20 protein-coding genes are annotated in these 25,190 nt (G+C 70.8%); 9 read left to right on the forward strand and 11 right to left on the reverse strand.

The genetic code is table 11. From position 1 onward, the window contains the following. The first annotated feature begins 10 nt into the window (after positions 1 to 10). From WMF45_RS42465 to WMF45_RS42475, 3 genes are all read left to right on the forward strand, one after another. A complete protein-coding gene (locus tag WMF45_RS42465) occupies positions 11 to 5,527 on the forward strand; it encodes an AAA family ATPase (protein ID WP_437712120.1) in 5,517 nt (1,838 codons plus the stop codon). Between the two features lie 65 nt (positions 5,528 to 5,592). Beyond that, positions 5,593 to 5,901 (forward strand): response regulator, encoded by a 309-nt coding sequence (locus WMF45_RS42470; RefSeq protein WP_437712122.1) that lies wholly within the window; start codon positions 5,593 to 5,595, stop codon positions 5,899 to 5,901. A gap of 161 nt (positions 5,902 to 6,062) precedes the next feature. Further along, positions 6,063 to 6,791 (forward strand): Hsp20/alpha crystallin family protein, encoded by a 729-nt coding sequence (locus tag WMF45_RS42475; RefSeq protein ID WP_437712124.1) that lies wholly within the window; start codon positions 6,063 to 6,065, stop codon positions 6,789 to 6,791. A 127-nt stretch (positions 6,792 to 6,918) separates the two neighbouring features. On the opposite strand, the gene WMF45_RS42480 is transcribed toward WMF45_RS42475, so the two are convergent. The 3 genes from WMF45_RS42480 to WMF45_RS42490 form a co-directional block, all read right to left on the reverse strand. Next, a complete protein-coding gene (locus tag WMF45_RS42480) occupies positions 6,919 to 7,911 on the reverse strand; it encodes a DsbA family protein (protein ID WP_437712126.1) in 993 nt (330 codons plus the stop codon). 75 nt (positions 7,912 to 7,986) lie between these two features. Next, positions 7,987 to 8,778, reverse strand: coding sequence for a hypothetical protein (locus WMF45_RS42485; protein ID WP_437712127.1), 792 nt, complete (start codon positions 8,776 to 8,778; stop codon positions 7,987 to 7,989). Between the two features lie 129 nt (positions 8,779 to 8,907). Continuing rightward, positions 8,908 to 9,087, reverse strand: a complete 180-nt coding sequence (locus tag WMF45_RS42490) for a methyltransferase family protein (RefSeq protein ID WP_437712129.1) — start codon at positions 9,085 to 9,087, stop codon at positions 8,908 to 8,910. A gap of 160 nt (positions 9,088 to 9,247) precedes the next feature. Here WMF45_RS42490 and WMF45_RS42495 point away from each other — a divergent pair, with 160 nt between their 5' ends. From WMF45_RS42495 to WMF45_RS42505, 3 genes are read left to right on the forward strand one after another with little or no spacing between them, the layout of a single operon-like run. After that, the gene (locus WMF45_RS42495) at positions 9,248 to 10,234 is read left to right on the forward strand and encodes a MopE-related protein (protein WP_437712131.1); all 987 of its coding nucleotides are present in this window, start codon (positions 9,248 to 9,250) and stop codon (positions 10,232 to 10,234) included. A gap of 7 nt (positions 10,235 to 10,241) precedes the next feature. Beyond that, a complete protein-coding gene (locus WMF45_RS42500) occupies positions 10,242 to 11,102 on the forward strand; it encodes a DUF692 domain-containing protein (protein ID WP_437712133.1) in 861 nt (286 codons plus the stop codon). After that, positions 11,099 to 12,094: an HvfC/BufC N-terminal domain-containing protein gene (locus tag WMF45_RS42505; RefSeq protein ID WP_437712135.1), complete on the forward strand. Its 996-nt coding sequence runs from the start codon at positions 11,099 to 11,101 to the stop codon at positions 12,092 to 12,094. The genes WMF45_RS42500 and WMF45_RS42505 overlap by 4 nt, the downstream gene beginning before the upstream one ends. Here the strand turns inward: WMF45_RS42505 and cysW are convergent. The 4 genes from cysW to WMF45_RS42525 form a co-directional block, all read right to left on the reverse strand. Further along, positions 12,060 to 12,962: a sulfate ABC transporter permease subunit CysW gene (gene cysW / locus WMF45_RS42510; RefSeq protein ID WP_437712137.1), complete on the reverse strand. Its 903-nt coding sequence runs from the start codon at positions 12,960 to 12,962 to the stop codon at positions 12,060 to 12,062. The two genes, WMF45_RS42505 and cysW, sit on opposite strands and share 35 nt — an antisense overlap. Before the next feature lie 31 nt (positions 12,963 to 12,993). Next, entirely contained in the window at positions 12,994 to 13,917 is a 924-nt protein-coding gene (locus WMF45_RS42515) for an ABC transporter permease subunit (protein ID WP_437712139.1), read from the reverse strand. Further along, positions 13,917 to 14,975, reverse strand: a complete 1,059-nt coding sequence (locus tag WMF45_RS42520) for a sulfate ABC transporter substrate-binding protein (RefSeq protein ID WP_437712141.1) — start codon at positions 14,973 to 14,975, stop codon at positions 13,917 to 13,919. The genes WMF45_RS42515 and WMF45_RS42520 overlap by 1 nt, the downstream gene beginning before the upstream one ends. Positions 14,976 to 15,243: 268 nt before the next feature. Continuing rightward, the gene (locus WMF45_RS42525) at positions 15,244 to 15,858 is read right to left on the reverse strand and encodes a helix-turn-helix domain-containing protein (protein ID WP_437712143.1); all 615 of its coding nucleotides are present in this window, start codon (positions 15,856 to 15,858) and stop codon (positions 15,244 to 15,246) included. 309 nt (positions 15,859 to 16,167) lie between these two features. Between WMF45_RS42525 and WMF45_RS42530 the strand changes: the two genes are divergently transcribed. Further along, positions 16,168 to 17,229: a hypothetical protein gene (locus WMF45_RS42530; protein WP_437712145.1), complete on the forward strand. Its 1,062-nt coding sequence runs from the start codon at positions 16,168 to 16,170 to the stop codon at positions 17,227 to 17,229. Here the strand turns inward: WMF45_RS42530 and WMF45_RS42535 are convergent. Continuing rightward, positions 17,200 to 18,033, reverse strand: a complete 834-nt coding sequence (locus WMF45_RS42535; RefSeq protein ID WP_437719634.1) for an AraC family transcriptional regulator — start codon at positions 18,031 to 18,033, stop codon at positions 17,200 to 17,202. The two genes, WMF45_RS42530 and WMF45_RS42535, sit on opposite strands and share 30 nt — an antisense overlap. Positions 18,034 to 18,371: 338 nt before the next feature. On the opposite strand from WMF45_RS42535, the gene WMF45_RS42540 reads away from it, so the two are divergent. After that, positions 18,372 to 19,535, forward strand: coding sequence for a pyridoxamine 5'-phosphate oxidase family protein (locus WMF45_RS42540; protein WP_437712147.1), 1,164 nt, complete (start codon positions 18,372 to 18,374; stop codon positions 19,533 to 19,535). Here WMF45_RS42540 and WMF45_RS42545 read toward each other — a convergent pair. Further along, the gene (locus tag WMF45_RS42545; protein WP_437712149.1) at positions 19,432 to 20,697 is read right to left on the reverse strand and encodes a hypothetical protein; all 1,266 of its coding nucleotides are present in this window, start codon (positions 20,695 to 20,697) and stop codon (positions 19,432 to 19,434) included. The two genes, WMF45_RS42540 and WMF45_RS42545, sit on opposite strands and share 104 nt — an antisense overlap. A gap of 168 nt (positions 20,698 to 20,865) precedes the next feature. On the opposite strand from WMF45_RS42545, the gene WMF45_RS42550 reads away from it, so the two are divergent. Then, positions 20,866 to 21,777 (forward strand): hypothetical protein, encoded by a 912-nt coding sequence (locus WMF45_RS42550; RefSeq protein ID WP_437712151.1) that lies wholly within the window; start codon positions 20,866 to 20,868, stop codon positions 21,775 to 21,777. A 15-nt stretch (positions 21,778 to 21,792) separates the two neighbouring features. Here the strand turns inward: WMF45_RS42550 and WMF45_RS42555 are convergent, their stop codons facing one another. Further along, a complete protein-coding gene (locus tag WMF45_RS42555) occupies positions 21,793 to 22,449 on the reverse strand; it encodes a queuosine precursor transporter (protein WP_437712153.1) in 657 nt (218 codons plus the stop codon). Between the two features lie 295 nt (positions 22,450 to 22,744). Next, positions 22,745 to 25,063, reverse strand: a complete 2,319-nt coding sequence (locus WMF45_RS42560; RefSeq protein ID WP_437712155.1) for a helicase-related protein — start codon at positions 25,061 to 25,063, stop codon at positions 22,745 to 22,747. Positions 25,064 to 25,190: the final 127 nt, after the last annotated feature.

The raw sequence follows: 25,190 nt of genomic DNA on the forward strand, positions 1-25,190 counted from the left end.
CGCCCGCGATATGCCGGACACGTCGGCGTCGTGGAATCAACCTGCTGTCCAGGGGGCTCGCTCCGTCGAGCCCGGGCGCGCGCTCGCGGTGCGACCGGGCACAGCCCGGCTCAAGGGGTATCACGTCACCGCGAAGACCGGCGAGGGCACGGGCTCCACCACGTATCGAGCCCATCGGGACGCCGACGGCATCGACGTGGCGATCAGGATGCTGCACACCGATGACGCCCGAGCCGGCGAGCTCATGCGCCTCAGGCACGCCTACCGCGCGATACGGCAGCTCGACTCGGAGAGGGTCGTCAAGGTGTACGCCGTCGAGGAGCACGAGGAGGGCCTGGCGCTCGTCACCGAGGTCTTCCCGGGCGCCCCGCTGTCCGAGAAGACGGCCTGCAAGCTGGGTGTCGGCGCGTCGCTGGACGTCTTGATCCCCGTGGCCGAGGCCCTGGCCGACATCCATCGCCATGGCCTCATCCATGGCGACGTGAGGCCCACGAACATCCTGCTCGGAGAGGACGGTCAGGTGAAGCTCACGGGCTTTGGCGTGGATTCCCTCGTGACGCGCGAGAAGGAGGAGATCTATTGCGGCCGCGTCCTCTCGAAGGTGCTCCCCTATACATCGCCGGAGCAGACCGGCCGCATGAACCGGAGCGTGGACTACCGCACCGACATGTACTCGTTCGGCGTCGTCCTCTACGAGATGCTCGCGGGGCGGAGGCCGTTCGAGGCGCTCGACCCCCTCGAGCTGATGCACGCCCACATCGCCGTGACGCCCGTCGCCCCCTCGGAGCTCGACCCGCAGGTGCCCGACGCGCTCTCCGCCGTCACGATGAAGCTCCTCAGCAAGAACGCAGAGGACCGTTACCAGTGCGCCGAGGGGCTGAGGGCCGATCTGGAGGAGCTCCGAGCGCGATGGCGGCGCGGCGGCCAGATGGGAGCGTTCAGCCCTGGCCGCCACGACAGGAGAGACCTCTTCCGCCTCCCCCAGAAGCTCTACGGCCGCGAAGGAGACATCCGGAAGCTCGTCGGCGCGTTCGACGACGTGCTGCAGGGCAAGCGGACGATCGTCCTCGTCTCGGGCTATTCGGGCATCGGCAAGTCGTCGCTGGTCCAGGAGATCTTGAAGCCGCTTGTGCGCGAGAAGGGCTATTACATCAGCGGGAAGTACGATCAGTACAACCGCGACACGCCCTACAGCGCCATCGTCCACGCGTTCGACACGCTCGTCAGGCAGCTCCTCTCCGAGAGCGAGGAGCGGATCACGCGGTGGCGGGACGCCATCCTGGGCGCCCTCGGGACCAACGGACAGGTGATCTGCGACGTCCTCCCGTCGCTCAAGCACCTCCTCGGCGAGCAGCCGCCCGTCCCCGCGCTCGGCCCGGTCGAGGCCCAGAACCGCTTCATCCTCTACTTCAACAACTTCGTGTCCGTCTTCGCCCGGCACGCCCACCCGCTGGCCATCTTCCTCGACGATCTCCAGTGGGTGGACTCGGCCAGCCTGAGCCTGCTCACGAGCGTCCTCGCGAGAGAGGACGTGGGGTCGCTCTTCTTCTGCGGCGCTTACCGCGACAACGAGGTGAGCCCGACCCACCCCTTCCTCGTCGCCCTGGAGCAGCTCACGAAGGGCGGCCTCGAGGCGCGCGACATCGTCCTCGCGCCCCTCGGCCTCGCGCACCTGACCGAGCTCATCAACGACAGCCTGCAGATCGGCGGCGGAGAGGCGCTCGCGGCCGCGATCCTGAAGAAGACCGGGGGCAACCCGTTCTTCGTGAAGCAGTTCATGCGGCACCTCTACGACACGAAGGCGCTTGTCTTCGATCCACCGGCGGGCTGGCGCTGGGACCTGCGCCAGATCGAGCGGCTGGAGTACACCGATAACGTCCTGAGCCTCATGGCGGAGACCATCCGGCGCCTGCCGCAGGCGACGCAGCGGGTGCTCCGGCTGGCCTCGGCGATCGGCAACACGTTCGAGATGGATGTCCTGAACACCGTCAGCGAGCGGCCCCCCGACGAGACGTACGCGAGCCTCGAGCACGCCGTCGCCGAGGGCCTGATCGTGAGCGCGGACGAGCAGGTCCGGTTCGCGCACGACAAGATCCAGGAGGCCGCGTACTCGCTGATCCCGGAGGGAGACAGGCCGGCGTTTCACTACCGGATCGCGAAGCTCCTGCTCGGCAAGCCGCGCTCCGGCGACGGGCGCGATCTGTTCGACGTCGTCAATCACCTGAACAGCGCCGGTGATCTGATCCGCGCGCCGGAAGAGCGCATGGAATCGGCCAGGCTCAACCTCCAGGCGGCTGGGCGCGCCCAGGAGTCGTCGGCCTTCACCGCGGCCCTCAGGTACCTGGAACATGGCATATCCATGCTGCCCGGAGACGCGTGGACCTCCAGCTACGAGCTGACCTTCATCTACCACACGAAGAAGGGGCTCCTGGAGTCGCTCTGCGGACGCCACGACGACGCGCTCTCCACCCTCGCGGGGAGCTTCGAACGAGCGGTGGGGCGCCTCCACAAGACGGAGGTACGCCGCCTGAAGATGAACGTCGAGATCCTGAAGAACGACCTGCCCGCCGCCATGGAAGAGGGGCTCGCCGCGCTCGAGGCGTACGACATCCACCTGCCGCCGTATCCGGACGACGACGCGCTCATGGCCGAGATGGAGCGGACGATCGCGATGATCGGCGACCGCCCGATCGCGTCGCTCGTCGATCTGCCCGCGCTCGACGATCCCGAGATCGCCGCCCTGCAGGACGTGCTCCAGGAGATGTTCTCGCCGACCTACCAGCTCGGCACGAACAACTTCGGCATCACGGTGATGAAGGCGCTCCAGAACTCGCTGACCCATGGCATCTCGAGGAACTCGATCTACGCCTACGTGAACTTCGGGACGCTCCTGTGCGCCAGGCTCGACATCGAGAAGGGGTACGAGTTCGGGCGGGCGGCGGTCCGCCTGAACGAGCGCCGCCCGGACGCGAAGTCCGAGTCCATGCTGTGCAACATGTGGGGAGCGTGGGTCCAGCACTGGATGGATCCCTACGAGCGCTCGAAGGCGTCCCTTCGCAAGGGCGTCCACGCCGGCATGGAGACGGGGCAGTACATCTGGGCCTTCTACAATGCGTGCAACGCGAGCATGAACGGCCTCCTCCGGGGCGAGCACCTCCACGACGTCATCGAGGAGGCGAGGCAGTATCTGCCGCTCTGCAAGCTCGACAAGTTCAACGCGATCACGTGGATCGTCGGGGCCGCCGGGCAGCTCTGCGAGTACCTGAGCACGCAGGATGAGGGCGACTGGAAGCGCGGGGCGTGGGTCGACATCGACGCGGTCACCGAGGCCGCCCGCAGCATCGACAACCGGGCCTCGCTCTACTTCGTGAACGTCTTCAAGGTCCACGCCGGCGTGTTCCAGGGCGAGTACGAGGAGGTGGCCGAGATCTGGGGCTCGACCGATCCGGCCAGGCTCGGCATGCTCGCCGCGTGGCACGCGAGCCCTTGTTATCACTTCTACGGCGGGCTGGCCTTCTCACGGGCCGCAGACGCCGCCGCCCCCGCGCTCAGGGCGGCGTACCTCGCGAGGCTCGGGGAGTGCGCGCGCAAGGTGGAGTCGTGGGCGGCGCTCGGCCCGGAGAGCCACCGCCACCGCAGCTTGATCCTGAAGGCCGAGGTCGCCCGGAGCGAGCGGCGAGAGGGCGCGGGCGCCCTCTACGATCAGGGGATCGCGGCCGCACGGGAGGGTCGCTTCCTGCACGACGAGGCGCTGGCCAACGAGCTCTGCGCTCGACACTACCTCGACCTGGGCAGGGCGTTCGTCGCGCGCGCCTACATGACCGAGGCGCACAGGCTCTATGCGCGCTGGGGCGCCGTGCGGCCGATGCTGCGCCTAGAGAGGGACTTTCCGCACGCGCTCGGGCCGGAGGCGCTGCGCAGGCGGACCGACCTGGCGCGGGACGGGGGCGCCGATATCCGCGGCGCCGCCGTGGATCACGGCGCGCGACCGGGGCTCGACTTCATGGCCATGCTCAGGGCCTCGCAGGCGGTCTCCGGCGAGCTGAACCTCGGCCGGGTGATCGAGGCCCTGCTGACGATCGCGGTCGAGCACGCGGGCGCCGAGCGGGGGCTGCTGATCCGCGCGTCGAGCGCCGCGCGCGCCGCGCACGCCATCGAGGCCGAGGTCGTCACCCGGCGCGGCCGGGTCGAGGTCACCCTCCGCCAGACGCCCGTCACCTCGAGCGATCTCCCCACCGCCGTCCTCCAGTACGTGATCCGCACGCGAGAGAGCGTGATCCTGGACGACGCCGCCGTGCCCAACCTGTACTCGGAAGACGCCTACGTGCGCGCGCGGCGCCCGCGCTCCGTGCTCTGCCTCCCCCTGGTGAAGCAGGGCACGCTGGTCAGCGTGCTCTATCTGGAGAACAACCTGACCCCGCGCGCCTTCACCGCGGATCGGATCGAGGTGCTGGAGCTCCTGGCCTCCCAGTCCGCCATCTCGCTGGAGAACGCGCGCCTCTACACCCAGCTCCAGCAAGAGAACGGCGAGCGCAGGCGGGCGGAGCTGGCGCTGCGGGAGAGAGAGGCGCGCATCCGGCGCCTCGTGGACTCCAACATCATCGGGATCGCCGTCTGGGACCTCGACGGCAGGGTCATCGACGCGAACGACGCGCTCCTGTGCATGCTCGGCTACAGCCGTGAAGATCTGACCTCGGGGACCATCCGCTGGGCAGATCTCACGCCGCCGGAGTTCAAGGAGACGACCCGGCGGACGCTCGAGCAGGCCCGCATGACAGGTGAGTTCGGGCCGCTGGAGAAGGAGTATTTCCGAAAGGACGGCAGCCGCGTCCCGGTGGTGATCGGCGGCGCGCGGTTCGAGGGATCGGAGAGCCAGGGGGTGGCGTTCTTCCTCGACGTGACCGAGCGCAAGCAGGCGGAGGAACGCCAGAAGCTCCTGATGAACGAGCTGAACCATCGGGTGAAGAACACGCTGGCGATCGTCCAGGCGATCGCCGTGCAGACGCTCCGCATGGCGGACTCGCCCAAGGCCTTCACGAGCGCCTTCGTCGCCCGGTTGCTCGCCCTGTCCCAGACCCACAACCTCCTGAACCAGACCGCGTGGCAGGGCGCCGACCTCCGCGACGTCGTCCGCGCCGAGCTGGCGCCGCACGCCCATGGCGACGCCGATCGCGTCCGCCTGGCCGGCCAGGACGTCCGCCTCCGCCCGGAGGCGGCGGTGACGCTCGGCATGGTCTTTCACGAGCTGGCGAGCAACGCGGCCAAGTACGGAGCGTTGTCGCAGCCGTCCGGCCACGTCGCGGTCACATGGGATGTGATCACCCAGGCGCACGAGCGCCTGCTCCACCTGGAGTGGCAGGAGACGGGCGGGCCGCCTGTCCGGCCGCCGCGCCGCAAGGGCTTCGGCTCACGCCTGATCGAGCGCGACCTCGGGCGCCAGCTCGCCACGGAGGTGCGCCTCGACTACCTGCCCGGGGGCGTACGTTGCGTGATGGACCTGCCCCTCGAGCGTGTGGGCGCAGGATGAAGCCGGTCCCAGGAGGCGAACGTGGGCTGGAGGGGCTGCGTGTCCTCATCGTCGAGGACGAGCCCATGATCGCCTCGTCCCTCGAGGACGCCCTGACCGACCTCGGCTGTGTGGTGATCGGCCCGGCGCTGAACATGAAGGACGCGACGCGCCTGGCCCTCGAGGCCGAGATCGACGGGGCGAGCCTGGACGTCAACATCGCCGGCGAGAAGGTCTATCCGGTGGCCGACATCCTGAGCGAGCGAGGCATCCCGTTCGTCTTCCTGACCGGATATGGCAAAGCCGGGTTGCGCGAGACCGATCTCAGCCGTCCGGTGCTGCAGAAGCCGTGCAGTCTGGAGCGCTTCGAGGAGATCCTGGCGGGCTGGCGGTGAGCGATTCCACCGGGCTCCCGGGCGCAGCGGCGCCTGCGCGGCGCGCCATGACGGACACGGCCAGCAGCGCGGCGTCGACAGGCCACGTCATCTACGCTGGTTCACGCTCGCGGCACGGCACCACACTTGCAAGTCTGACCATCGCAAGAAAGGAGGTTCTTATGGCGGAACAGCAGCGTCATCCGACAGGCCAGGACGTGTCGGTGAGCAAGTCGCAGCAAGGCAAGCCCGGCAGCCAGGCGACAGGTCAGACCCCTTCCCAGGGGGCCGGCGGTCAGTCCACCGGGCTGCAGCGCCAGCAGGGCGGCGGCCAGATGGGGCGGTACAGCGCGGCAGGCGGCGTCTTCAACCCGTTCGCGATGATGAGCCGGATGATGGAGGACATGGATCGCATGTTCGACGACTTCGGCTTCGGAGGGTTGCTCTCGCCGTTCAGGCAGGGCCGCACGATGGGTGAGCCCGGTGGCGGCCGGGGTCTCTCGTCCCTCGGGGGCAGCCTCTGGTCGCCGCGCATCGAGCTGGGCGAGCGCAACGGTCAGCTCGTGGTCAAGGCCGATCTCCCCGGCGTCACCAAGGACGACATCCGGGTGGAGCTCCGCGACGACACCCTGATCATCGAGGGTGAGCGCCGGCAGGAGCAGCAGGAACAGCGCGAGGGGATGAGCTACACCGAGCGCAGCTACGGGTCGTTCACGCGCGCCATCCCGCTGCCCGAGGGCGTGCAGGTCGACGACGTGGACGCGCGGTTCGAGAACGGCGTCCTCGAGGTCTGTCTGAAGCTGCCGCAGCAGCAGCAGCGCGGCCGCTCGGTCGAGATCAAGAGCGGCGGGCCCTCGCAGGGGACGAGCGCTGGCGGCGGCCAGATGTCCGAGAAGAACCGGCCCAGCTAGCCGATCTCGACCTGGGGCCCACCGGGGCGGCGGCGCGCCGTCGCCCCGGTGTCGCCCGGCGGAGGGGGACAATCGTGGACCGGGCGCGACCCGCAGGCGCGCGACCCGGCAATGCGGCGCGGCGGTCCTACTTCGCGTCGCGCGGCGCGCCGCCCCCGGGCGCCGCCTCGCGCCCTCCGAGGATCGCGAGCTCGGTCTCGATCCACCGGTCGAGCTCGCCCTGCAGGCTGAACAGCGCCAGATCGAACTCCCGCCCGTTGATGACGATGAACGGCGTCCCCGAGAGCCCGGCGCGGTCGGCCTCGGCCTTGTCGCGCGCGATCACCCGGGCGGCGGCCTCGCCCGCCATGTCGGCGCGGAACCGGGCCATGTCGAGGCCGACCTTCTGCGCGTAGCCGAGCAGATCCTTCTCCTCGAGCCGCTGCTGGTTCTCGAACAGCAGGCGCTCCATCGGCCAGTAGCGGCCCTGGCGGTGCGCCGCGATGGCCGCGCGCGCCGCGGCGTCGGCGTGCGGGTGCGATCGCAGCGGATACACCTTGTGGATCAGCCGGACGTACGGCGCGTGGCGCTCGATGAGCTCGTCGAGGTACGGGACCGCCCGCCCGCAGGAAGGGCACTCGAAGTCCGACCACACGACGATCTGGATCGACGCGCGCTCCGGCCCGCGAGAGGGCGAGTCGGCGAGGTCGATCTGCTTCACGTCCGGACCGAACCTCACGCCGTACGCGGCCTGGGCCTCCGCGCCGCTCGCGCCGCCGCGGATCTTGTCGGCGAGGAGCTGCGCGGCGGGCGCGCAGGCCGCGCAGGCGCGCGACTCGCGGACGCACTGCGCGAGCGACACCGCCTGTTCGGAGCACGGCGCGTAGAGCTGCGAGACGAGCTGCCACCAGGTGTCGCGCTCGCGGCGGACGAGCTCGGCCGTGTCCACGCCGGGCAGCTGCTCCGGCGCGCCGCCGGGCGCGTCGAGCGGCGCGGCGCCGGGGGGCCCGGGGAGCGGGACATCGGGGGAATCGGCGAACTGGGGTTCCTGCCGCTCCGCGCCGCCGCAACCCGGGAGCGCGGCGAGCGCGAGGAGCGCGGCGAGCGCGAGCCGTCGTGCACCTGATCTCGGAATGAACACGCGCGGATGCTACACCCCCGCCGCAGCCGGGCCAGGCCGAAGCGCCGCCCGAGGCGCGCGCCCGGCGCCGCCCCCTCAGAAGGCGCCGCGGAGGCCGAAGGTGGTGCCGCCCGGCGCAAGGGCGACGTGCGGCGCCAGCCGGAGCCGCGGCGGGCGGAGGCGGATGTACTCGTAGGTCTCGGCCGCCGTGGACTGCTCCTCGTACTCGAGGAGCGCGACGTCGAGGATGTTGGCCGTGATCAGCCCGAGGCTGCCGCCGATGAACAGGCCCCCGAGCGCGCCCCAGTCGCCGGACTCCGAGGCGCTGCCGATGGCCACGCCGACCAGGCCGCCGCCGATCGTGCCGCCGGCGTTGAGGCCGAGGCTGACGAAGCCCATGCCGAGGTGGCCGTTGGCCCAGTGGGTGACCGGGCCGCCGAACACGACGGAGCCGGCGGCCATCCAGCCGAACACCTCGTTCTCTGTGATGGCAGCGAGGGGCCCGAGCACAACGGTCCCGCTGAGCACGAGGAGGTGCTGCCAGCCGTACCAGGTGCGCTTCGGCTCGGATCGCTCGCGACCAGGAGCGCTCCCGGGCTGCCAGGGACCCGGGCTCGTCGTCCACCGCGCAGGCGCCAGGGGAGCTCCGATCGGCGCAACCCCGGCGGGTGGCGCGCCCCCGTCGCCTGGCGCCGTCGGTGGCTGAAGGGTCGCTGCCGCGGCGCCGCCCGGAGCCGGCGCAGGCGGCGCGGCGGCCGGACCGCTCAGCGGCGCAGCGGGCGCAGGCGAGGCCTCGGACGCGGGCTGTATGGCGCTCGCCGGTGCCACCGTGAGCACCACGGCTGCTGCACAACCGATCCACAGCCCATCGCGAAGCATGCCTGTCATCCGGCGATACTCGCCTCGTTCTTTCTGCGCTCGCAACCTCTTTTGCTTCCTTCTATTCGGCCGCTGCGCTCGAATCCGGCGCCGCATTCCTGCGCTCGGCGATGGATGGCTGCCCGGCGGCGCGCGCCGTCATACCCAGCGCCGCGTCGATTGGGCGTAGCTCTCGTAAGCGGCGCCGAACCGGGCGCGCAGCCGCCGCTCCTCGAACGCGATGTACCAGCGGTCGACGATCGTGACGAAGACGGCCGCCAGCAGGAACGACGTCGCCGCGCCGCTCAACGCCGCCATGCCGGCGGCGGCGAGGCCCATCCACGCGGGGCGCGAGCCTGTGCAGCGACGATCCGCCCGGTCGACGACGGGCCCGCGACAACTTGCCGCATATTCCGCGCACGGCGGCCGTGCCACGGGTCGTGCGCCGGGCAAGCAGCAAGAGGGCCCTGCGCGTTCCTTCGGAGGCACGACGACCACCATGACCCAATCGCCGAGATCCACCTTGCTTGCGCTGGCGCTCGCCAGCTTCGCCGCCTTCGCTCCAGGCTGCGGCGACGACGAGGCTGTGACGCCGGCTGGAACCGGCGGCGGAGGCGGCGAGTCTCCCGCCGGGACCGGCGGCGGAGGCGGCGAGGAGCCCGCCGGGACCGGCTCTGGCGCGGGCGGCGGCGGCGAGCCGGTGGATGACGAGGACAGCGACCACGACAGGGACGGCTTCACCCCGCGCGAAGGCGACTGCGACGACTTCAACAACACCGTCCACCCCGACGCCGAGGAGCGGAATCTCGATGGCGTCGACTCCAACTGCGATCAGTCCGACGCGCCGGTCAAGACGCTCGTGTGGAACGGCGGCCCGGAGCCCGACCTGGTGGACGCGATCGACCTCATGGACGAGGACGGCGACGGCCAGATCTCGCTCGCCGAGTTCGCCGCGGCGTGCGCCAGGTCCGCGTCGCTGACGGGCCCCGCGCGCCCCGGCGTGGTCCAGATCAATTCATCCTGCAGCCACTCGAACAGCTGCCGGGGCATGGTCTACCAGTCCTGGAACGAGCTTTACGAGCATACCTGCCGCGCCATGAACGGATGCTCGGGCTGGAGCTGCGTGGAGACCGCCGAGGATCAGGATCGAGACGGCCCCGCGGCGTTCAAGGCGGCGACGTGCGACCACTGCCACTCCGGCTCGGCGGGCTCGTTCGGCGTGAAGGTGCGGCCCACCGAGGACATGGCCACCTACGTCGCCGAGTTCTGGGAGCGCCGCTCGGATCTCTACCTGCAGTCCATCATCGCGTTCGGGATCGACGGCGTCCACCCGGAAGGCTATGCCTACTCGAACATGCCCGGCGCATACCACCTGCTCTCGCTCGCCGAGATCGATCGGCTGATCGCCTACCTGCGCACCCTGACGCCCGAGGGCAAGAGCTTCGACCCGCTGGCGCCGGCCGACCCCATCGAGCCGAGCCCCTGAGCAACCGATGAGCGCGCCGCGAGGCCCGGCCGGCAGCCAGGCGTCCATGGCGCGTGCGCTCCCGCGAGGCGCGCTCGGCCTCGGGCTGCGCCCGCCGCACTACGACGCGATCGAGCAGCTCCGGCCCCCGGTGGGGTTCTTCGAGATCATCGCGGAGAACTACCTTGGCGCGTCTCCCCTGCCCCGGGAGCGGCTCCGGCGCATCGCCGAGCGGACTCCGATCGTCGCCCACGGCGTCTCGCTGAACCTGCTCGGCGAAGCCCCCCTCGACCGGGATCACCTGTCCCGGCTCAAGGACCTGATCCAGGAGCTCCGGATCCCCTATTTCACGGATCACCTCTGCTGGACGGCGTTCGAGGGCGTGACGCACCACGACCTCCTGCCGGCGCCGTACGATCCGGAGCTGATCCCGTACGCCGCCGGCCGGGCGTTCGAGGTCCAGGAGGCCCTCGGTGTGCCCTTCGGGATCGAGAACCTGTCTTCCTACGTCGCCTGGGAGCGCGACACGATGCCCGAGTGGGAGTTCTATCGCCGCGTGGTCGAGGAGTCCGGCTGCTGGTGCATGCTGGACATCAACAACGTCTTTGTCTCCAGCGAGAACCACGGGTTCGATCCGCGCGAGTACCTCGACGGCGTGCCCTGGCACCGGGTCTTGCAGGTCCACCTGGCCGGACACCAGGTCTTGCCCTCGGGCCTGCGGCACGACACCCACGATCGTCCGGTGTGCGACGAGGTATGGTCTCTCTACGAGGAGGCGTGGCGCCGGGGCGGCCCTTTCCCGACGCTCCTCGAGTGGGACGCGGAGATCCCGCCCTTGCACATCGCGCTCGCGGAGCTCGACAAAGCGCGGCAGGTGCGATCGTCATGAGCCCGAGAGGTGGAGATCCTCCGGGCTGGCTGCGGGAGCTCCAGCGCGACTTCACCGCCGTCCTCCGCGCGCCGCTCGACGCGAGCGAGGGCCGCTTCCGGGAGCGGCAGGAGCGGTATCCCGCGGGGCTCGTGGCGCAGGTGAAGGGCGGCCCCGGGGGCCTCGCGCCGGCGGAGCGGCTCGCGATCTATCACCGCCAGTACTGGATGCGGCTGTTCACCGCGCTGCAAACGAGCTTCCCCCGCGTATCGCGGGCGATGAGCTATTGGCATTTCAACCACCTGGCCGCGCTGCACCTCGCCGCGTGCCCGCCCCGGCACGCGGACCTCGACTCGGCGTCCAGCGGGTTCGCCGAGCGGCTCCGCGGCGCGCTGCGCGGCCCTGACGGCGCGCGCCACGGTCGCCCGCCGGGGCGCCCGGCGCGCGGGCACGACGACGCGTGGCGCCGGCGGATCGAGCTCTCCGGGGCGCCGCTCGCGATGGTCCGCCAGGCGCTGCACATGGACGAGGCGGAGCGGCGCGCCTTCGAGTCGCCGTTCGAGGGCCTCTGGCGGCCGGCGCCGGAGGAGCTCGCCACGCTGGCCGAGGCGCGGCTGCGCTTCGCTGTGTCCTTCACGCTGACCCACGAGGACTGGGACCTCGCGCGCTTCTCGCGGCTCGCGGGGGGCGACCTGGGCGATCTGGAAGAGCGCCCCCTGGACGCGAGGCATCGCCACGCGTCCACCCGCGCGTGGGTCTTCGCCCGGAGCGTCGCCGGCACGACCATGACCTCGGTGGATCCGCTGTTCGCCCGCCTGCTCGAGCGCTGCCGGGAGCTCTCGTTCGGGCAGGCGCTTGCCGCCGTCGAGCAGGGCTGCACGGCGGCGGAAGCAGCGCAGCTGCGGGCCAACCTGCAGGGCTGGATCGCGCTCGCCCTCTCGAGCGGCTGGTGGACGGGCCTCGCCGGCGTCGGGACCGCTAGCCGCGGTCCGTCTTCTTCAGCTCGCCCTTGAACCGCCACTCCACAGCCGCCTTCACGCCCAGCGTGATCACCGACACGCCGGCGAGGAGGCTGGCGACGGCGAACGCGGGCACCACGCGGACCATGTTGGCGTAGTAGACGCGCTCCACGTGGAGCGGCAGCGTCACCTGATCGGACGAGCCCGACGAGACCACGTAGACGGCGCCGAACTCGCCCATCGCCCTGGCCGTGCACAGGATGACGCCATACAGGAGGCCCCAGCGGATGTTGGGCAGCGTGACGCGCCAGAAGATCTGCCATCCGTTCGCGCCGAGGACGCGGGCGACCTGCTCCTCCTCGGTCCCCTGGGCCTGCATCAGCGGGATGAGCTCTCGCGCGACGAACGGGAACGTGATGAACACCGTGGCGAGCACGATGCCGGGAAGGGCGAAGATGATCCGGGTGGAGACCTCGAGGCTCGTGAACCCGAGGCTCACCGCGTAGGTCCTGTTCACGAACGCGCCGAAGAACCCGTTCGCCCCGAAGAGCAGGACGAAGCAGAGGCCGGCGACCACCGGCGAGGTCGAGAACGGCAGATCGATCAGCGTGACGAGCAGGCTCTTGCCCCGGAACTCGAACTTGGCGACGGCCCACGCCGCCGCGACGCCGAAGAGCGTGTTGAGCGGGACCGCGATGGCCGTTGTGAAGAGCGTGAGCTTCACCGCGTGGAACGTCGCGCGGTCGAAGACCGCCTGTCCGTAGGCGCGCAGCCCCTCGCTGAAGGCGTGCCAGAACACCACCCCCAGCGGGAGGACGAGGAACACGCCGACGAGCGCCACGCACAGGCCGATCAGCAGCCGGCGCGCGCCGGCGCCCTCGGCGGAGAATGCCTTGCCTGCCCGGGAGCGCGCGGCGAGCATCTCGTGCCTCGGGTCCGCCGGCCGCGGGCGGTCAGCCCGCCGCCCTGCCTGCGTGGGCGCGCGCGGCGGCGCGCTGGAGCAGGTTGATCGCGAGGAGGAGCGCGAAGGACGCCGCGAGGAGCAGGACCGCGACCGCCGTCGCGTCGGCGTAGGTGCCCGTCTCGTTCACCTCGATCATCTTGATGATCACCTGGGACGCGATCTCGGTGTCCGGCCGGTTGCCCGAGATGAAGATCACCGACCCGTACTCGCCGAGGCCGCGCGCGAGCGCCAGCGCGAACCCCGTGAGGAGCGCCGGCGCGAGCTCGGGCAAGACGACGGCGCGGAAGATCTGGAACCGGCCGGCGCCGAGCGTGGCCGCCGCCTCCTCGACGTCCCGGCTCAGGTCCTCGATCACCGGCTGCACCGTGCGCACGACGAACGGCAGCCCGACGAAGGCCATCGCGATCACCACCCCGAGCGGCGCCAGGGAGATCCTGTCGTACACAGTCCACTCGATAGGCCATCCGCGCCCCCCGCCCCCGTCCGCGAACCCCCGCCACGCGGGCCACGGATACCGGAAACCCAGGCCGGCGAGCCACCCGCCGAGCAGACCGCTCTCGGCGTACAGCGTGGAGAGCGCGATGCCGGCCACGGCCGTGGGCAGCGCGAAGGGCAGGTCGATCACCGCGTCGATCACGCGCGCGAACGGGAACGTGTACCGGCCGAGCACCCACGCGATGAGCAGGCCGACGACGACGTTGAGGAGCGCGGCGACGAGCGAGGCGCCCAGCGTGAACCGCACGGCCGCGGCGACCCAGCCGCTCGTGATCACCCCGAAGAACCGCTCCCACCCGAGCTCCCCCGTCTTCAGGAACAGCGCGGAGAGCGGCAAGAGGACCACGAGGCTCAGGTAGAGCACCGTGACGCCCAGCGAGAGCGAGAGCCCGGGGAGCACGCGCGCGCGGCGCGACATCACTTCTTCCGCATCTTGTCGAGCTCGGCCCCCTGGCTGAAGTGGGCGTTCATCACGGTCGGCCAGTCGCTGAAATGGTCCTTGAACCGGAACAGCGAGAGGGGCCTGAGCCGCTCCGCGTGCTTCTTCGCGATCGCCTCGCTGTACGGGCGGTTGTAGCGCTTCGCGATGAGCTCCTGGCCCTCGTCGGAGAAGTGGAACTGGACGTACGCCTCGGCGACGTCCTTGACCCCGTGCCGCTCGGCGACCTTGTCGACGACCGCGAGGGGGACCTCGATCGTGATCGAGTCCGAGGGGATGACGACCTCGAACTTGTCGGCCGTGGCCGGATCGGCCGCGATCTGGAGGATCTCGTTCTCCCAGCCGAAGAGGACGTCGCCCGTGTTCTGTACGATGAAGCGGGTCGACGAGCCGCGCATGGCCGGGTCGAGGATGGCGTCGTCATAGACCTTCGCCGTGAACTCGCGCGCCGCGGCCTCCGCGTCCGCGCGCCCCTCGGCCTTCGCCTTGCGCTCCGCGTGCGCCCAGGTCGACAGGTAGATCCACCGTGCCCCGCCGCCGGTCTTCGGATCCGGGCACAGCGCCGTGACCTCGGGTCGCGCGAGGTCTTCCCAGCCCTTCACCTGCTTCGGGTTGCCCTTGCGGACAAGGAAGATGACGGCGGACGAGTACGGCACCGAGCCGTTCGGCAGGCGCTCCCGCCAGGTCGTGGGGAGCAGGCCCGCCTTGGCGATGGTGTCGATGTCGAAGTCGACCGACAGGGCGGCGACGTCCGTCTCCTTGCCGGCCGCGATGTCGCGCGCCTGCTTGCCCGACGGGCCGTGATCGGTCTCCACGTCCACGTCCTTGCCCGTCGTCTGCTTGTACCACCGCTCGAACGCCGGATTGAGCTCCTGGTAAAGCTCCCGCGTGGGGTCATAGGACGCAACGGAGAGCTTCGCGACCCGGCCTTCCGCGCTCGCATCGGGCGCCGTAGCCGTCGTCTTCTCCTCGCACCCCGCGACGGCCAGGAGCAGGGTACCCAGCGCGAGCGCGGAACGGAGCAGGGCTGTCATCATCGATCGTCGCCTCCGGGGGAAGGGCGGCCACTCTACCGCCGCGCAAGGCGCTTGTCGCGGCGAGAGCGCCCCGACGCGTCGAGCGCCGGCCCGGTGACCTTCTATTTCCGCCCCCCTCTGCGACGTGCAGAGCAGAGCAGAGCAGAGCGACGGTCACCCGCACAGGAGACGGGCCCAGATCGGCGTTTTCGGCGCGCAAGCGCACTCCCGTGCGCTGAGCACCGAAAACGCCGAGGTGGGCCCGTATCCGAAGCGGGTGACCGCCGCTCTAGGCGGCCGCGCTCCGGCGGTTAGATGCACCGTTTCCGCCGTCGTTGAGCTTCGCTTCGTGCTTTGCGACCCACTTGCGGAGCCGCTGCGACAGCGGTGACCGCCCGTTTTCGTAGTTGGCGACCGAGCTGCGCGCGAGGCCGAGCTTTTCGCCGAGCTCGGCCTGCGAGAGCCCGAGCTTCTCGCGAAGCACCTTGAGCGTCGTCGAGTCCGCCGCCCCTTGCGCGCGCGCCGGTGCGCTCGGAGGGGTGGGAGGCACGGCCTCGACCGCGCGCCCGGGCCGCTGTGCGCGCTCGACCGCCGCCGGCTGCTCGGCGCGGGCGCCTTCCGGAGCGGTGCGCCGCGCGACGGGCGCTCGGACGCTGTTCGTGCTCCCCGCGAACTTCTCGCCGCAGAACGGGCAGAAATCGAACGCGAGGACCTTGCCCGCGTCGGTGCGGAGCTCGACTCCCTGGATCGACGCGGGGATCCCCTGCGCGCGGCGCTCTTCGCTCGCCCACCCGTACACGAGCGTGAGCCCGCGCTCCTCTTGATTCACCGGCAGCCCGGTCTGACTCATCCGAAGGCAGACCGTCCTGCCGTCGCGCGTGCACTGTCGTCCGATCATGGGCATCGTCATCTCCTCTTTTCCGTGCGGGCGCAGGCGTACCCGGTCGAACTTTTGCGCAGTACTGCTCACCTGTCAAGGTGGACACATGCCAGGTCGAACTTTTGCGCGATACTGCTCATTTGTCAAGTCAGAACAATGCGAAGCCTGGGCGAGGAAGATGCGATGATGTAGGGATCGCCCACGAGCTCGTACTCGTCCTCGTCCTCGTCCTTTTCACTTGTTCACTTTCACTCGTTCACGTTTCGGCTCCAGCGTGGGACCCGCGCGTGGAGTGTCCACGTGCCCTCGCGTTCCTGGGGGAGCTTGCAGCCGATGAGCCCCGTCAACGTTTACCACTGCCAGCGATGCATCGCGCCGCTGGAGGCCCCGCCGGGCAGCCGCACGATCGTGTGCCGCTACTGCGGAACACACAACGAGCTGCAGCGCCCAGAGCTGCAGCGCGCAGTCCCGCCCGGCCCGCCCGTCGCCGCGCCTCGCCCCGCTGTGGCGCCGAGACGCACGTCCGCGGCGATCCTCCTCGGGGTCGCCATCGCGATCGCCGTGCTCGTGAGCATCGCCGTGCTCGCCCCGCGGGGCGCGCGGGTCCCCAGACCGTTCCGCGGCCCGCTCGAGCTTGAGTGGTCGAACGAGCGCAAATTCGTCGTCAAGTCCGACGAAGCGCTCCACGGCGAGGTCGCCATCTTCGAGGGCACTTACCAGATCACCTTCCACGGCTTCCCGGAAGGCACCCGGTGGAAGGTCGGGGAGAAGAGCGGGCGCATCGAGAGCAACATCTATGACATCATCAAGCTCGACAATGTCGAGGGCCAGCTCGGAAGGGTTCCAGTCGCCAGGTACCGCGATACCCTGCTAGGGCCCAAGGGGAAGCTCGAGATCGAGCTCCCCTCCGGACAGGCAGCTTCCATCGAGCTGCGCCAGGCCGACGCCGCCATGTCCGTCCTGTCGGTGCTCGATCGGGTCAAGAATGGTCCGGTCGTCTTCGAAGGCGAGCCGAAGCAGGAGAGCGATCTGAGCAGCGTGCTCCTCCTCGAGACGGCTTCCATGAAGATCTTCGGCCAGGCGGTCCTGCTGCAAGACGTCGATCTGGTCGCCATCACGCGCCGGCTCCCGGAGATCAAGGGCCGAAAGACGTGCACCGGGTACAAGGACCGTGCGGGCGAGCCGCTCCCCGAGCTGACGATCCGGTTCAAGGAGACCGAGGCCACCGTGTTCGATAGGCGGACCGGGGTCGTCGTGCAGAAGAAGGTCTTTCCGCCGGATGAAGAGTGCCCGATGTTCAGGCTCTCGATCGGCGGCGATCGCGAGCGAGAGCAAGACAGCTACCCGCCGACGCGGGACATCGAGTCATGGCTGAGCTCTCTGGTGCAGCGTTGACGGACCGAGACGACGGGCCATGTACCGCGCCGGCGACGCGCCGAGGGCCTTGCGGAACATGGTGACGAAGCTGCTCGCGCTCTCGTAGCCGAGGTCGCTCGCGACGCTCTGCACGCTCGCTCCGCGCGAGAGCCGCTGGAGGGCCAGAACGATGTGGAGCTGCTGGCGCCAGCGACCGAAGCTGAGGCCGGTCTCCCGGACGAGCAGCCGGTTGAGGGTACGTTCGCCGACGCCGATCCGGCGGGCCCACGTGCCCATCGTCGCGCCGTCGGCGGGGTTCTCCGCCATCGCGTCGACCAGCTTTCGGAGGCGCTGATCGGCCGGCATCGGCAGGCGATGCTTCTCGATCGTCGCCGCCGCCAGCTCGTCGAACAGGACGGCCACGAGCCGCGCATCCGGCCCGTCGAGGTCGTACAGCGCGGGGCGCGCCGCGAGACGGACGAGCAGCTCGCGAAAGAGCGGCGTGACCGAGACGGCGCAGCACTCGGCCGGCAGATCGGGAGCCACGTCCGGCTCCATGAAGACGCCGTAGCCCTCGAGCGGCGCGCGCCCTCGTATCTTGTGGAGCACGCTGGCGGGGATCCACAGCGCCGAACGCGGCGGGACGATCCACAGCGCGTTCGACGCCTCGCACGTGACCTCGCCGCGCTCGAGGAAGAACAGCTGTGACTCGCGATGGCTGTGGAACTCGCTCTCCAGCCCGCCGGTGACCATGCTCAGGCCGACGGCGCAGGCGGGCCGGGCGAGCGTGCTTCGCCACTCGCCACGATCCTCGCGCGCGAAGCGATGCGAGAGCGACTCCATCGCCTCGGCCGCCGATGCGCGTGGCGCGTTCGCGATCCGGACGTCGCCATGAAAGGTCCACCCGGGGGAGCCGATCGACGGCGACGCGGGCGGGGCCGACGAGCCTTTCGTGGTGGAGCCGGCGGAGGGCGAGGCCGACGCCGGCGATGCCGTTGATGACACGGGCGACGCGGGACGCTGCTTTCGCTTCGAACCCATGGCCGGATTGCGAAACAAAATGTCCTCATCTCGGAATGCGGTCAAGGTCGCCGGCTGCGATGGTTCCTCTGCGCGCTCCGGCGGCCGTGCCGGAGCCCGGGATACCGCTCTTCGGCGGGCAGGAAAGCGGAGGCTCTTCGATGCGGAAGGTGATGACCGCGCAGCAGATCGAGGCGATCGTCGGCGCCCCGATCCCGGCCGTGCGCATGAAGCAGATCGGCGCCCTGGACGATGGATGTCGGCGCGTCCTCGCCAGTGCTCCGGTCGCCGGCTTCGGTTTTCGTGACGAACAGGGAGGCTGGCGCAGCACCTTCGTCGGAGGCGCCCGGGGCTTCGCGCACGTGGAATCGCCGAAGCGCGTCCGGTTCGAGCTACCGGCGCGACACCCGACGCCGAAGTCCGGCAGCGGCGCCTCGTTCGTCTTCCTCGTGCCGGGGATCGGCGAGGCCCTTCGGCTCAATGGCTCCGTGGCCGAGCGACGCGGCGGCCGGATCGTCGTCACCGTCGAAGAGGCCTTCGTGCACTGCGCGAGGAGCATCCTCCGATCCCGCCTCTGGGAGGGGCCGCGCGCTCGCGCCGCCGCCGCCGCCGAGCCGCCATCGCCGCGTGATGGCGCGCGCCACGAAAGCGAAGGCGGACCCCTCGGCGATCCGAGCGTCGCTCGATTCCTCGCATCGAGCCCCTTTGCCGTCCTCTCGTCGTGGGACGCCGCGGGCTCGGGCGATACGAGCCCGCGAGGAGATTTCCCGGGCTTCTTGCGGATCCTCGACCACGAGACGCTCGTCATCCCCGATCGCCGGGGAAACCGGCGGACCGATACGTTCCACAACGTGGTGACGTGCGACAAGGTCTCCCTCGCTGCCGTGGTTCCTGGGTGCGACGACGTTCTCCACGTGAGCGGCACGGCGTACGTCACCGACGATCCGGCGCTCCTGTCGACCATGGCGCTCGCCGGAAAACCGCCGCAGGCCGCGCTCGTCATCCGCGTAGCGCGCGCGGAGCTCCTGGCGAACGAGGCCCTTCAGCGGTCGAAGATCTGGCAACGCTCCGCCGACGTCGACGTCGACGCGGGCGCCGTCCCCGATCTGATGGCGCTGGCGACCCAGCACCTTGCGCTCAACAAGGGCGGCGGCGCGAAGGCGGCGATGATTCGCCTCCTCGGCAGCGGCGCCGGCGCTTTCCCGAGGCTCCTGCGCTGGCTCATCGATCTCGGTTACCGCAAGGGGCTGACGGACGAGGGCTACGACCGCGGCGCGACGAGGGCGGACCACCCGGACAACCAGCGCGAAGATCGCCTGCGATGACGATCGGCTCGGACAGCGAAGCGATCCGGTTCAATCGACGCGAACCACGGCGACCTGCGCAATCTTGCCGGGCGAGCAGGCCCCAGCGGGGCGAGGCATGGAGCCGGCCCTCCACGCCGAAATGGCCCGGGACGCCGCTGCCGAGGCCGGGGAGCTTCGCGCCGCCGACATAGCCGTCGTGCCGGTGGTCGTAAACCACCTTGGCCTCGCCGCGCGGATACCCCGTGTGCCCGAGGTACGCGCCGAAGGCGAAGCGGGGAATCAAGAGCTCGTTCCCCTCGAGCGGGCGGCGGCCGTGGCGGTAGCCCTCGACCGCGATCCCCCAGCCCATCTCCGCGAATGAGCCCCGCAGCGTGCGCCCGAGGTGGGCGAAATCGAGCCGGCCCTCGAGGCTGACCTCGCCGGTGGTGATCGAGAAGTCGTCGGAGGTGTAGCGGTGATGGGTGAGCGCGCCCTCGATCTCGAGGAACGAGCCGTCCGCCGCGCGCGGGCCGTCCGGCGTGCGGGGGCCGATGAAGCGATGCGCGGCCTCGACGCGGAGGCGCGCATTGTCGTCGTTCAAGGCAAACCAGCCGGAGCCCGAGAGGCGGAGGGAGCTCAGTCGCAGATCCATGCCCGGCACGAGGAACGTGCGGTACGCGAACGTGGGGTCATAAACGTAGGCGAATCCGAGCTGCGTCTCGACCCAGGGCAGCGACGAAGGAGGGCTGCCGGTGCCGCCCTCCGGGGCGAGCACGCCATAGAGGTCCGCAAGAAGGGAGATCCCGAACAGGCCCACACCCGTCACGGTGGTGAGCACGATCGGCGCGATGACGCGCCGCGAGGCCCCTGAGGCGGCCGCGCCCGCGAGCCCGCCGGCGGCGAGGCCGGCCCCCGCGCCCTCGAGCGCCAGGAGGGTCCAGCCCGTGCCCGGCTCACCCAGGATGAGGTGCCCGGTGCCGTGGGCGATGACCCCGGGGAACGCCGCGCCGGCCGCGGCGACGGCGCGGCGCCCTGTGGAGACATCCTTGGTGGGTGGCGCCGCGGTCGCCGGCGCTCCGCCTGTCGCGGAGACGGCCGGTGGGATTGGCGCGCCATCCCCCGCCTCGACCTGGGCCGGCGCGACCACGAGGAGGAGCATCAGGGTGAGGACGTGGCCTGTTGTGCGCGGGGGCCTCAGCATCGAGCTCTGCGTCGCGGTCGCCTAACGTGGCACGGCCGTGCCGGCTTTGCACGCGTCGAGAGCATCCGACCCGCGCCGCCCTCGACCATCGGTCCTGAAGAGCGTGGGGCTGTAGCCGGCGCCGCAGGTCGGATAGTGTTGTCCGGCAACCAAGGAGAAGCCGCGAAGATGATCCGATCCTCACGCGCCGCGACGGCGGCCATGACAAGCCTGTTCCTGCTCCCGCTCGGAGCGTGCGTCACGGAGTCGGGGGCTCGGCCTCCCGCCGCGGCCATTGCCCCAGCACCCAGCCCGGAGCCCGCGGCCCCTGCGGCGAGCCCCGCCCCGACCCCGACCGCGCCGGCGACATCGGCCGCGCCGACGACAGCCGCGCCCGGCCCGGCGGCCCCCGCGCTGGTGGATCTCGATGCGCTCTACAGCGAGGCGATCTTCAAGTCCGCCGTCGTCACGCCCTCTGCCGCGCGCAAGCTCGTGCCGCTCAAGCCCGACGCGAACGGCACCTACACCGTGACCACCTGGGCCGGCTGCCGGGGCGACGGCGGACCGAACAAGTGCGGCGCCTACGTGGCGCAGCAGCCCGTGAACGTGAAGTGGGACGTGTGGGTCACGAGCAACGGCGAGCTCCAGAACAAGTGCAAGACGTGGACAGGCGATGTGGTGCTCCAGATCCACCAGGTCCTCGGCATGTCAGCCCCGCAGCCGCCGCTCCCCGCGGACACGATGGAGCGGCAGTTCGTCACGTTCTCGGGGGTGCCGGCCGCGAGCATCTTCCGCCCGTGCACGGACGCCCGCGTCGACACCGACTCCTGCAACGGGACGACGCTGCCTGAAAAGCAGCCCAAGCTGGCGCCGGCCGACTACTACAGGTGGTTCACGAACCATGCGATGTCGTCGTGGCAAGTGCCGGAGAAGGGTCAGACGCCCACGGGCTTCCCCTGGACCAGGCTGGGCTACTCGTACAACTGGGCGCCGGGCGCGGACATCTACGGGGCGTCCGAGTACGTCATCTCCGGCAGCGCGAAGGCGGTGAAGGTCACCGTCGCCGCCGTCCAGACGGCCAAAGATTACTGCAAGCCCTGAGCAGCGGCCTACCTCTTAAGCCTGGGGGGCGTCCTCGCTCTTCTTGTCGGGGACGAGATAGATGCCCGGCAGGCTTATCAGGGTCATGGCGAACTTGGTCGCGAGGTTGATGGCGAAGATCTGCCGGATCACCTCGAACGGCAGCACGAAGGCAAAGGCGCCGAAGCAAAACAGCAGGTTGTCGACCGGGACGCTGACCGCGTTGCTCGCGAGGACCGCGAGCCACTGGCGCCTGGGGCCCGCTTTTCTCAAATAGGCCTCGCGGACCCGATGGAAAATTTCGGTGTCCAGCAGCTCGCTCACGACCTCCGCGACGATGCTCGCGAACACGATTCGCCACACCGGGCTCAGGATCGCCGAGAACTGCTCGCCGAGCCCCCAGGACGGGTCGGACGGCACCTGTGCGGCCCAGAGGAGATAGAGGGCCATCAGGAGATTGACCCCGCCGGCGCAAAGGATCAGCGTCTGGGCGCCGCGCTTGCCGATGGTCTTGTGGACCATGTCCCGCAAGGTGAAGGTAAGGGGATAGATGAAGGTCCCCATATCCACGGCCAGCGAGAAGACGACGCCGATCTTGAGGCTTGCTATCTGGCTGATGAGCTGCGCCGCGATATAGAGCGAGATGACGACGATGGCCGCCGGTCTGACGGCGTTCGTCAGCTCCTGGCTCACGCTCTTGGACGACAATTCGGACATGAGAATCGCCTCGTTTTTTAAGGAGGGCGCGGGGACCGCCACAGTTGTGGGCCGGGTGCCCAGGGCAGCGAAACATCCTGGTCAACCAACAAGACGAATGGGTGCGGGGATTCGCCGACCCTGCCGGAAGGATAGAACCGCCAAGCCGCCACAAGACGCCAGGATTTTCGTGCTTTTCTTGGCGTCCTCGGGGCGCTGGGCGGCACCTCGCCGGGAATCCGCTGCGCTCTGCGCTTGACCTCGACGTCGGGTGAGCGCCGGCCCCTTCTCCCTACCCCAGCAGCGACGCCGCGACGCGCGGCGCCTCCCGCGCGGAGCACCCCATCCAGCCCGAGAGCCGCTCCGCCGGCTCGCCGCTCGCGAGCGCCCGGAGCACCCGCTCCGCCACGTCCGCGCGGAGCGCCCGCGTCCCGAACACCGGGTAGCCGATCGCCGCGTAGGCCTTCGGATCCACGCCACGCGCGACCGCCATCGACACCGCGCCGGGCGCCGGGCACGCGGGCACCCGGCCGCGGTCGAACCAGGCGGCGCACAGCGCGAGGCGGCGCTCGAGCGCGCCGCGCCGGAGCAGCGGCTGCACGTAGAGCACGCGCTCGCCCACCTCGATGCCGCGCGCCGCGAGCAGCGCCCGGCCCTCCGGCGCGAGCTCGGCGACCTGCTCCTCCGCGTCGCGCGCCGCCGCCGTCCCGAGCCCCTGCTCCAGCTGGTAGACGATCCCCCGCGCCGCGGCCGGGAGCGCGCGCACCTCGGGCGAGCGCAGCGGCGCGAGCAGCGCCTCGACGAGATCGCGCGCGAACGCCACGAGCCGCCGGAGCACGCGCGACCGCGCCCCCGCGCCGAGGTCCTCGAGCGCGGCGAGCCGCACGTCGGGCAGGAGCAGCGTCGGGCCGCGCGCGAGCTGCCCGAGCAGCCGCTCGCCGTCGAAGATCCGCCCGCCCACGTCGACCGAGAACCGCTCGTGCGGCGCCCCGACGAGCTCCTCGACCCAGCGCGCCCGGTCGTCCTCGGGCGCGGGCGCCGCGGGCCCCGGCGCGAGCCGGGCCCGGAGCGCCGCGATCGGCGCGAACGGGTGCCCCTCCGGCACCGCCGGCGGCTCGGCCTCCGCGCGCCGCTGCGTCGAGGGCGCGCCCGGCGACGACCGCGCGCCCGACGCCGCCCGCGAGCGGCGCGCCGCCCCGCCGCCCCGCTCGACGAAGCGCTGCACGAGCCGCTCGTGGAGCGCGTCGCTCAGGCGATCCTCGATCGCCCGCGTGCGCTCCTGCCACGCCGCCGCGTCGCGGACCCAGCGCGCGTGGTTCGAGATGTACGTCCACGTCCTGATCGACGCGATCCGCGTGATCAGCGTGTCGATGTCGCCGCCCACCTCGTCGATCTCGGCCACCCGGGCGGCCATCCAGCCGGCGTCGAGCGCCGCGCTCGGGCCCGAGAGCTGCCCGTAGATCTCGGCGAGGAGCGCGACGTGCGACTCGAACAGGAGCTTGCGGAAGTCGGGGATGCGGCAGACCTCCCAGAGGAGCCTCACCGCCTCTTCACCCCGCGCGCGCGCTCGCACCTCCGGGTCCTCGGCGAGCCTCGCCAGCGCGGCCGTGTCCTCCGCGTCGTCGACGAGCCTCAGCGAGCGGGCGCGCGGGCGCGCACGGAGCGACGCGAGGAGCGCGTCGATCGAGCTCATGTCGAGCTCGCTGCTCCGCCAGAGCAGCCGCCGCACCGGCGGGAACCGGTGCGCCTCGATCGCGGCGGCCACGCCGTCGGGGAGCGAGAGCGGCGCGACGGTGCCGAAGGTCCCGTCCGCGAGGTGCCTGCCCGCGCGGCCGGCGATCTGCGCGAGCTCGGCGGGGTCGAGGTCGCGCACGTCGCGTCCGTCGAACTTGCGGAGCGCCGCGAACGCGACGTGGCGCACGTCGAGGTTGAGCCCCATGCCGATCGCGTCGGTGGCGACGAGGTAGTCGACCTCACCCGACTGGAAGAGGGCGACCTGCGCGTTGCGGGTGCGCGGCGAGAGCGCGCCGAGCACCACGGCCGCGCCGCCCCGCTGCGCGCGCAGCCGCTCGGCGATCTCGTAGACCTGCGGGGTCGAGAACGCGACGACGGCGCTGCGCGGCGGCAGGCGCGAGAGCTTGCCGGCCCCGGCGCTCGCGAGCCGCGAGAGGCGCGGGTGCTGGACGATGCTTGCGGTCGGCACGAGCTCGGCCACGAGCGGCCGCATCGTGTCGGCGCCGAGGAACCAGGTCTCGCGCCGGCCGCGCGAGAGGAGCAGGCGCTCGGTGAACACGTGGCCGCGCTGGTCGTGCGCGGCGAGCTGGATCTCGTCGATGGCCAGGAAGTCGACCTCCAGATCGACCGGCATCGCCTCGACGGTGCACACCCAGTAGTCCGGCCGCCTGGGGACGCGCTTCTCCTCGCCGGTCACGAGCGCGACGCGGGCCTCGCCGACCCGGGTGCTCACCCGGTCGTAGACCTCGCGCGCGAGCAGGCGCAGCGGCAGGCCGATCATGCCCGAGTCGTGCGAGAGCATGCGCTCGATGGCGCGGTGGGTCTTGCCGGTGTTGGTCGGGCCCAGGACGGCGGTGATGGGGGAAGCGTCGACCATGGCGCACGCAGCTTAGTACCGGACGCCGCAGTTACGCCCCCGCGCGACGCGCCGAGGGCGTGCGCCCGGTGCGTTCCCTCACGGGTGACCCGCGCTGCGAACCTGCGCACCCGCGACGGAAGCGCAG

Source organism: Sorangium sp. So ce448 (assembly GCF_051520915.1).
Lineage (GTDB): Bacteria > Myxococcota_A > Polyangia > Polyangiales > Polyangiaceae > Sorangium > Sorangium cellulosum_B.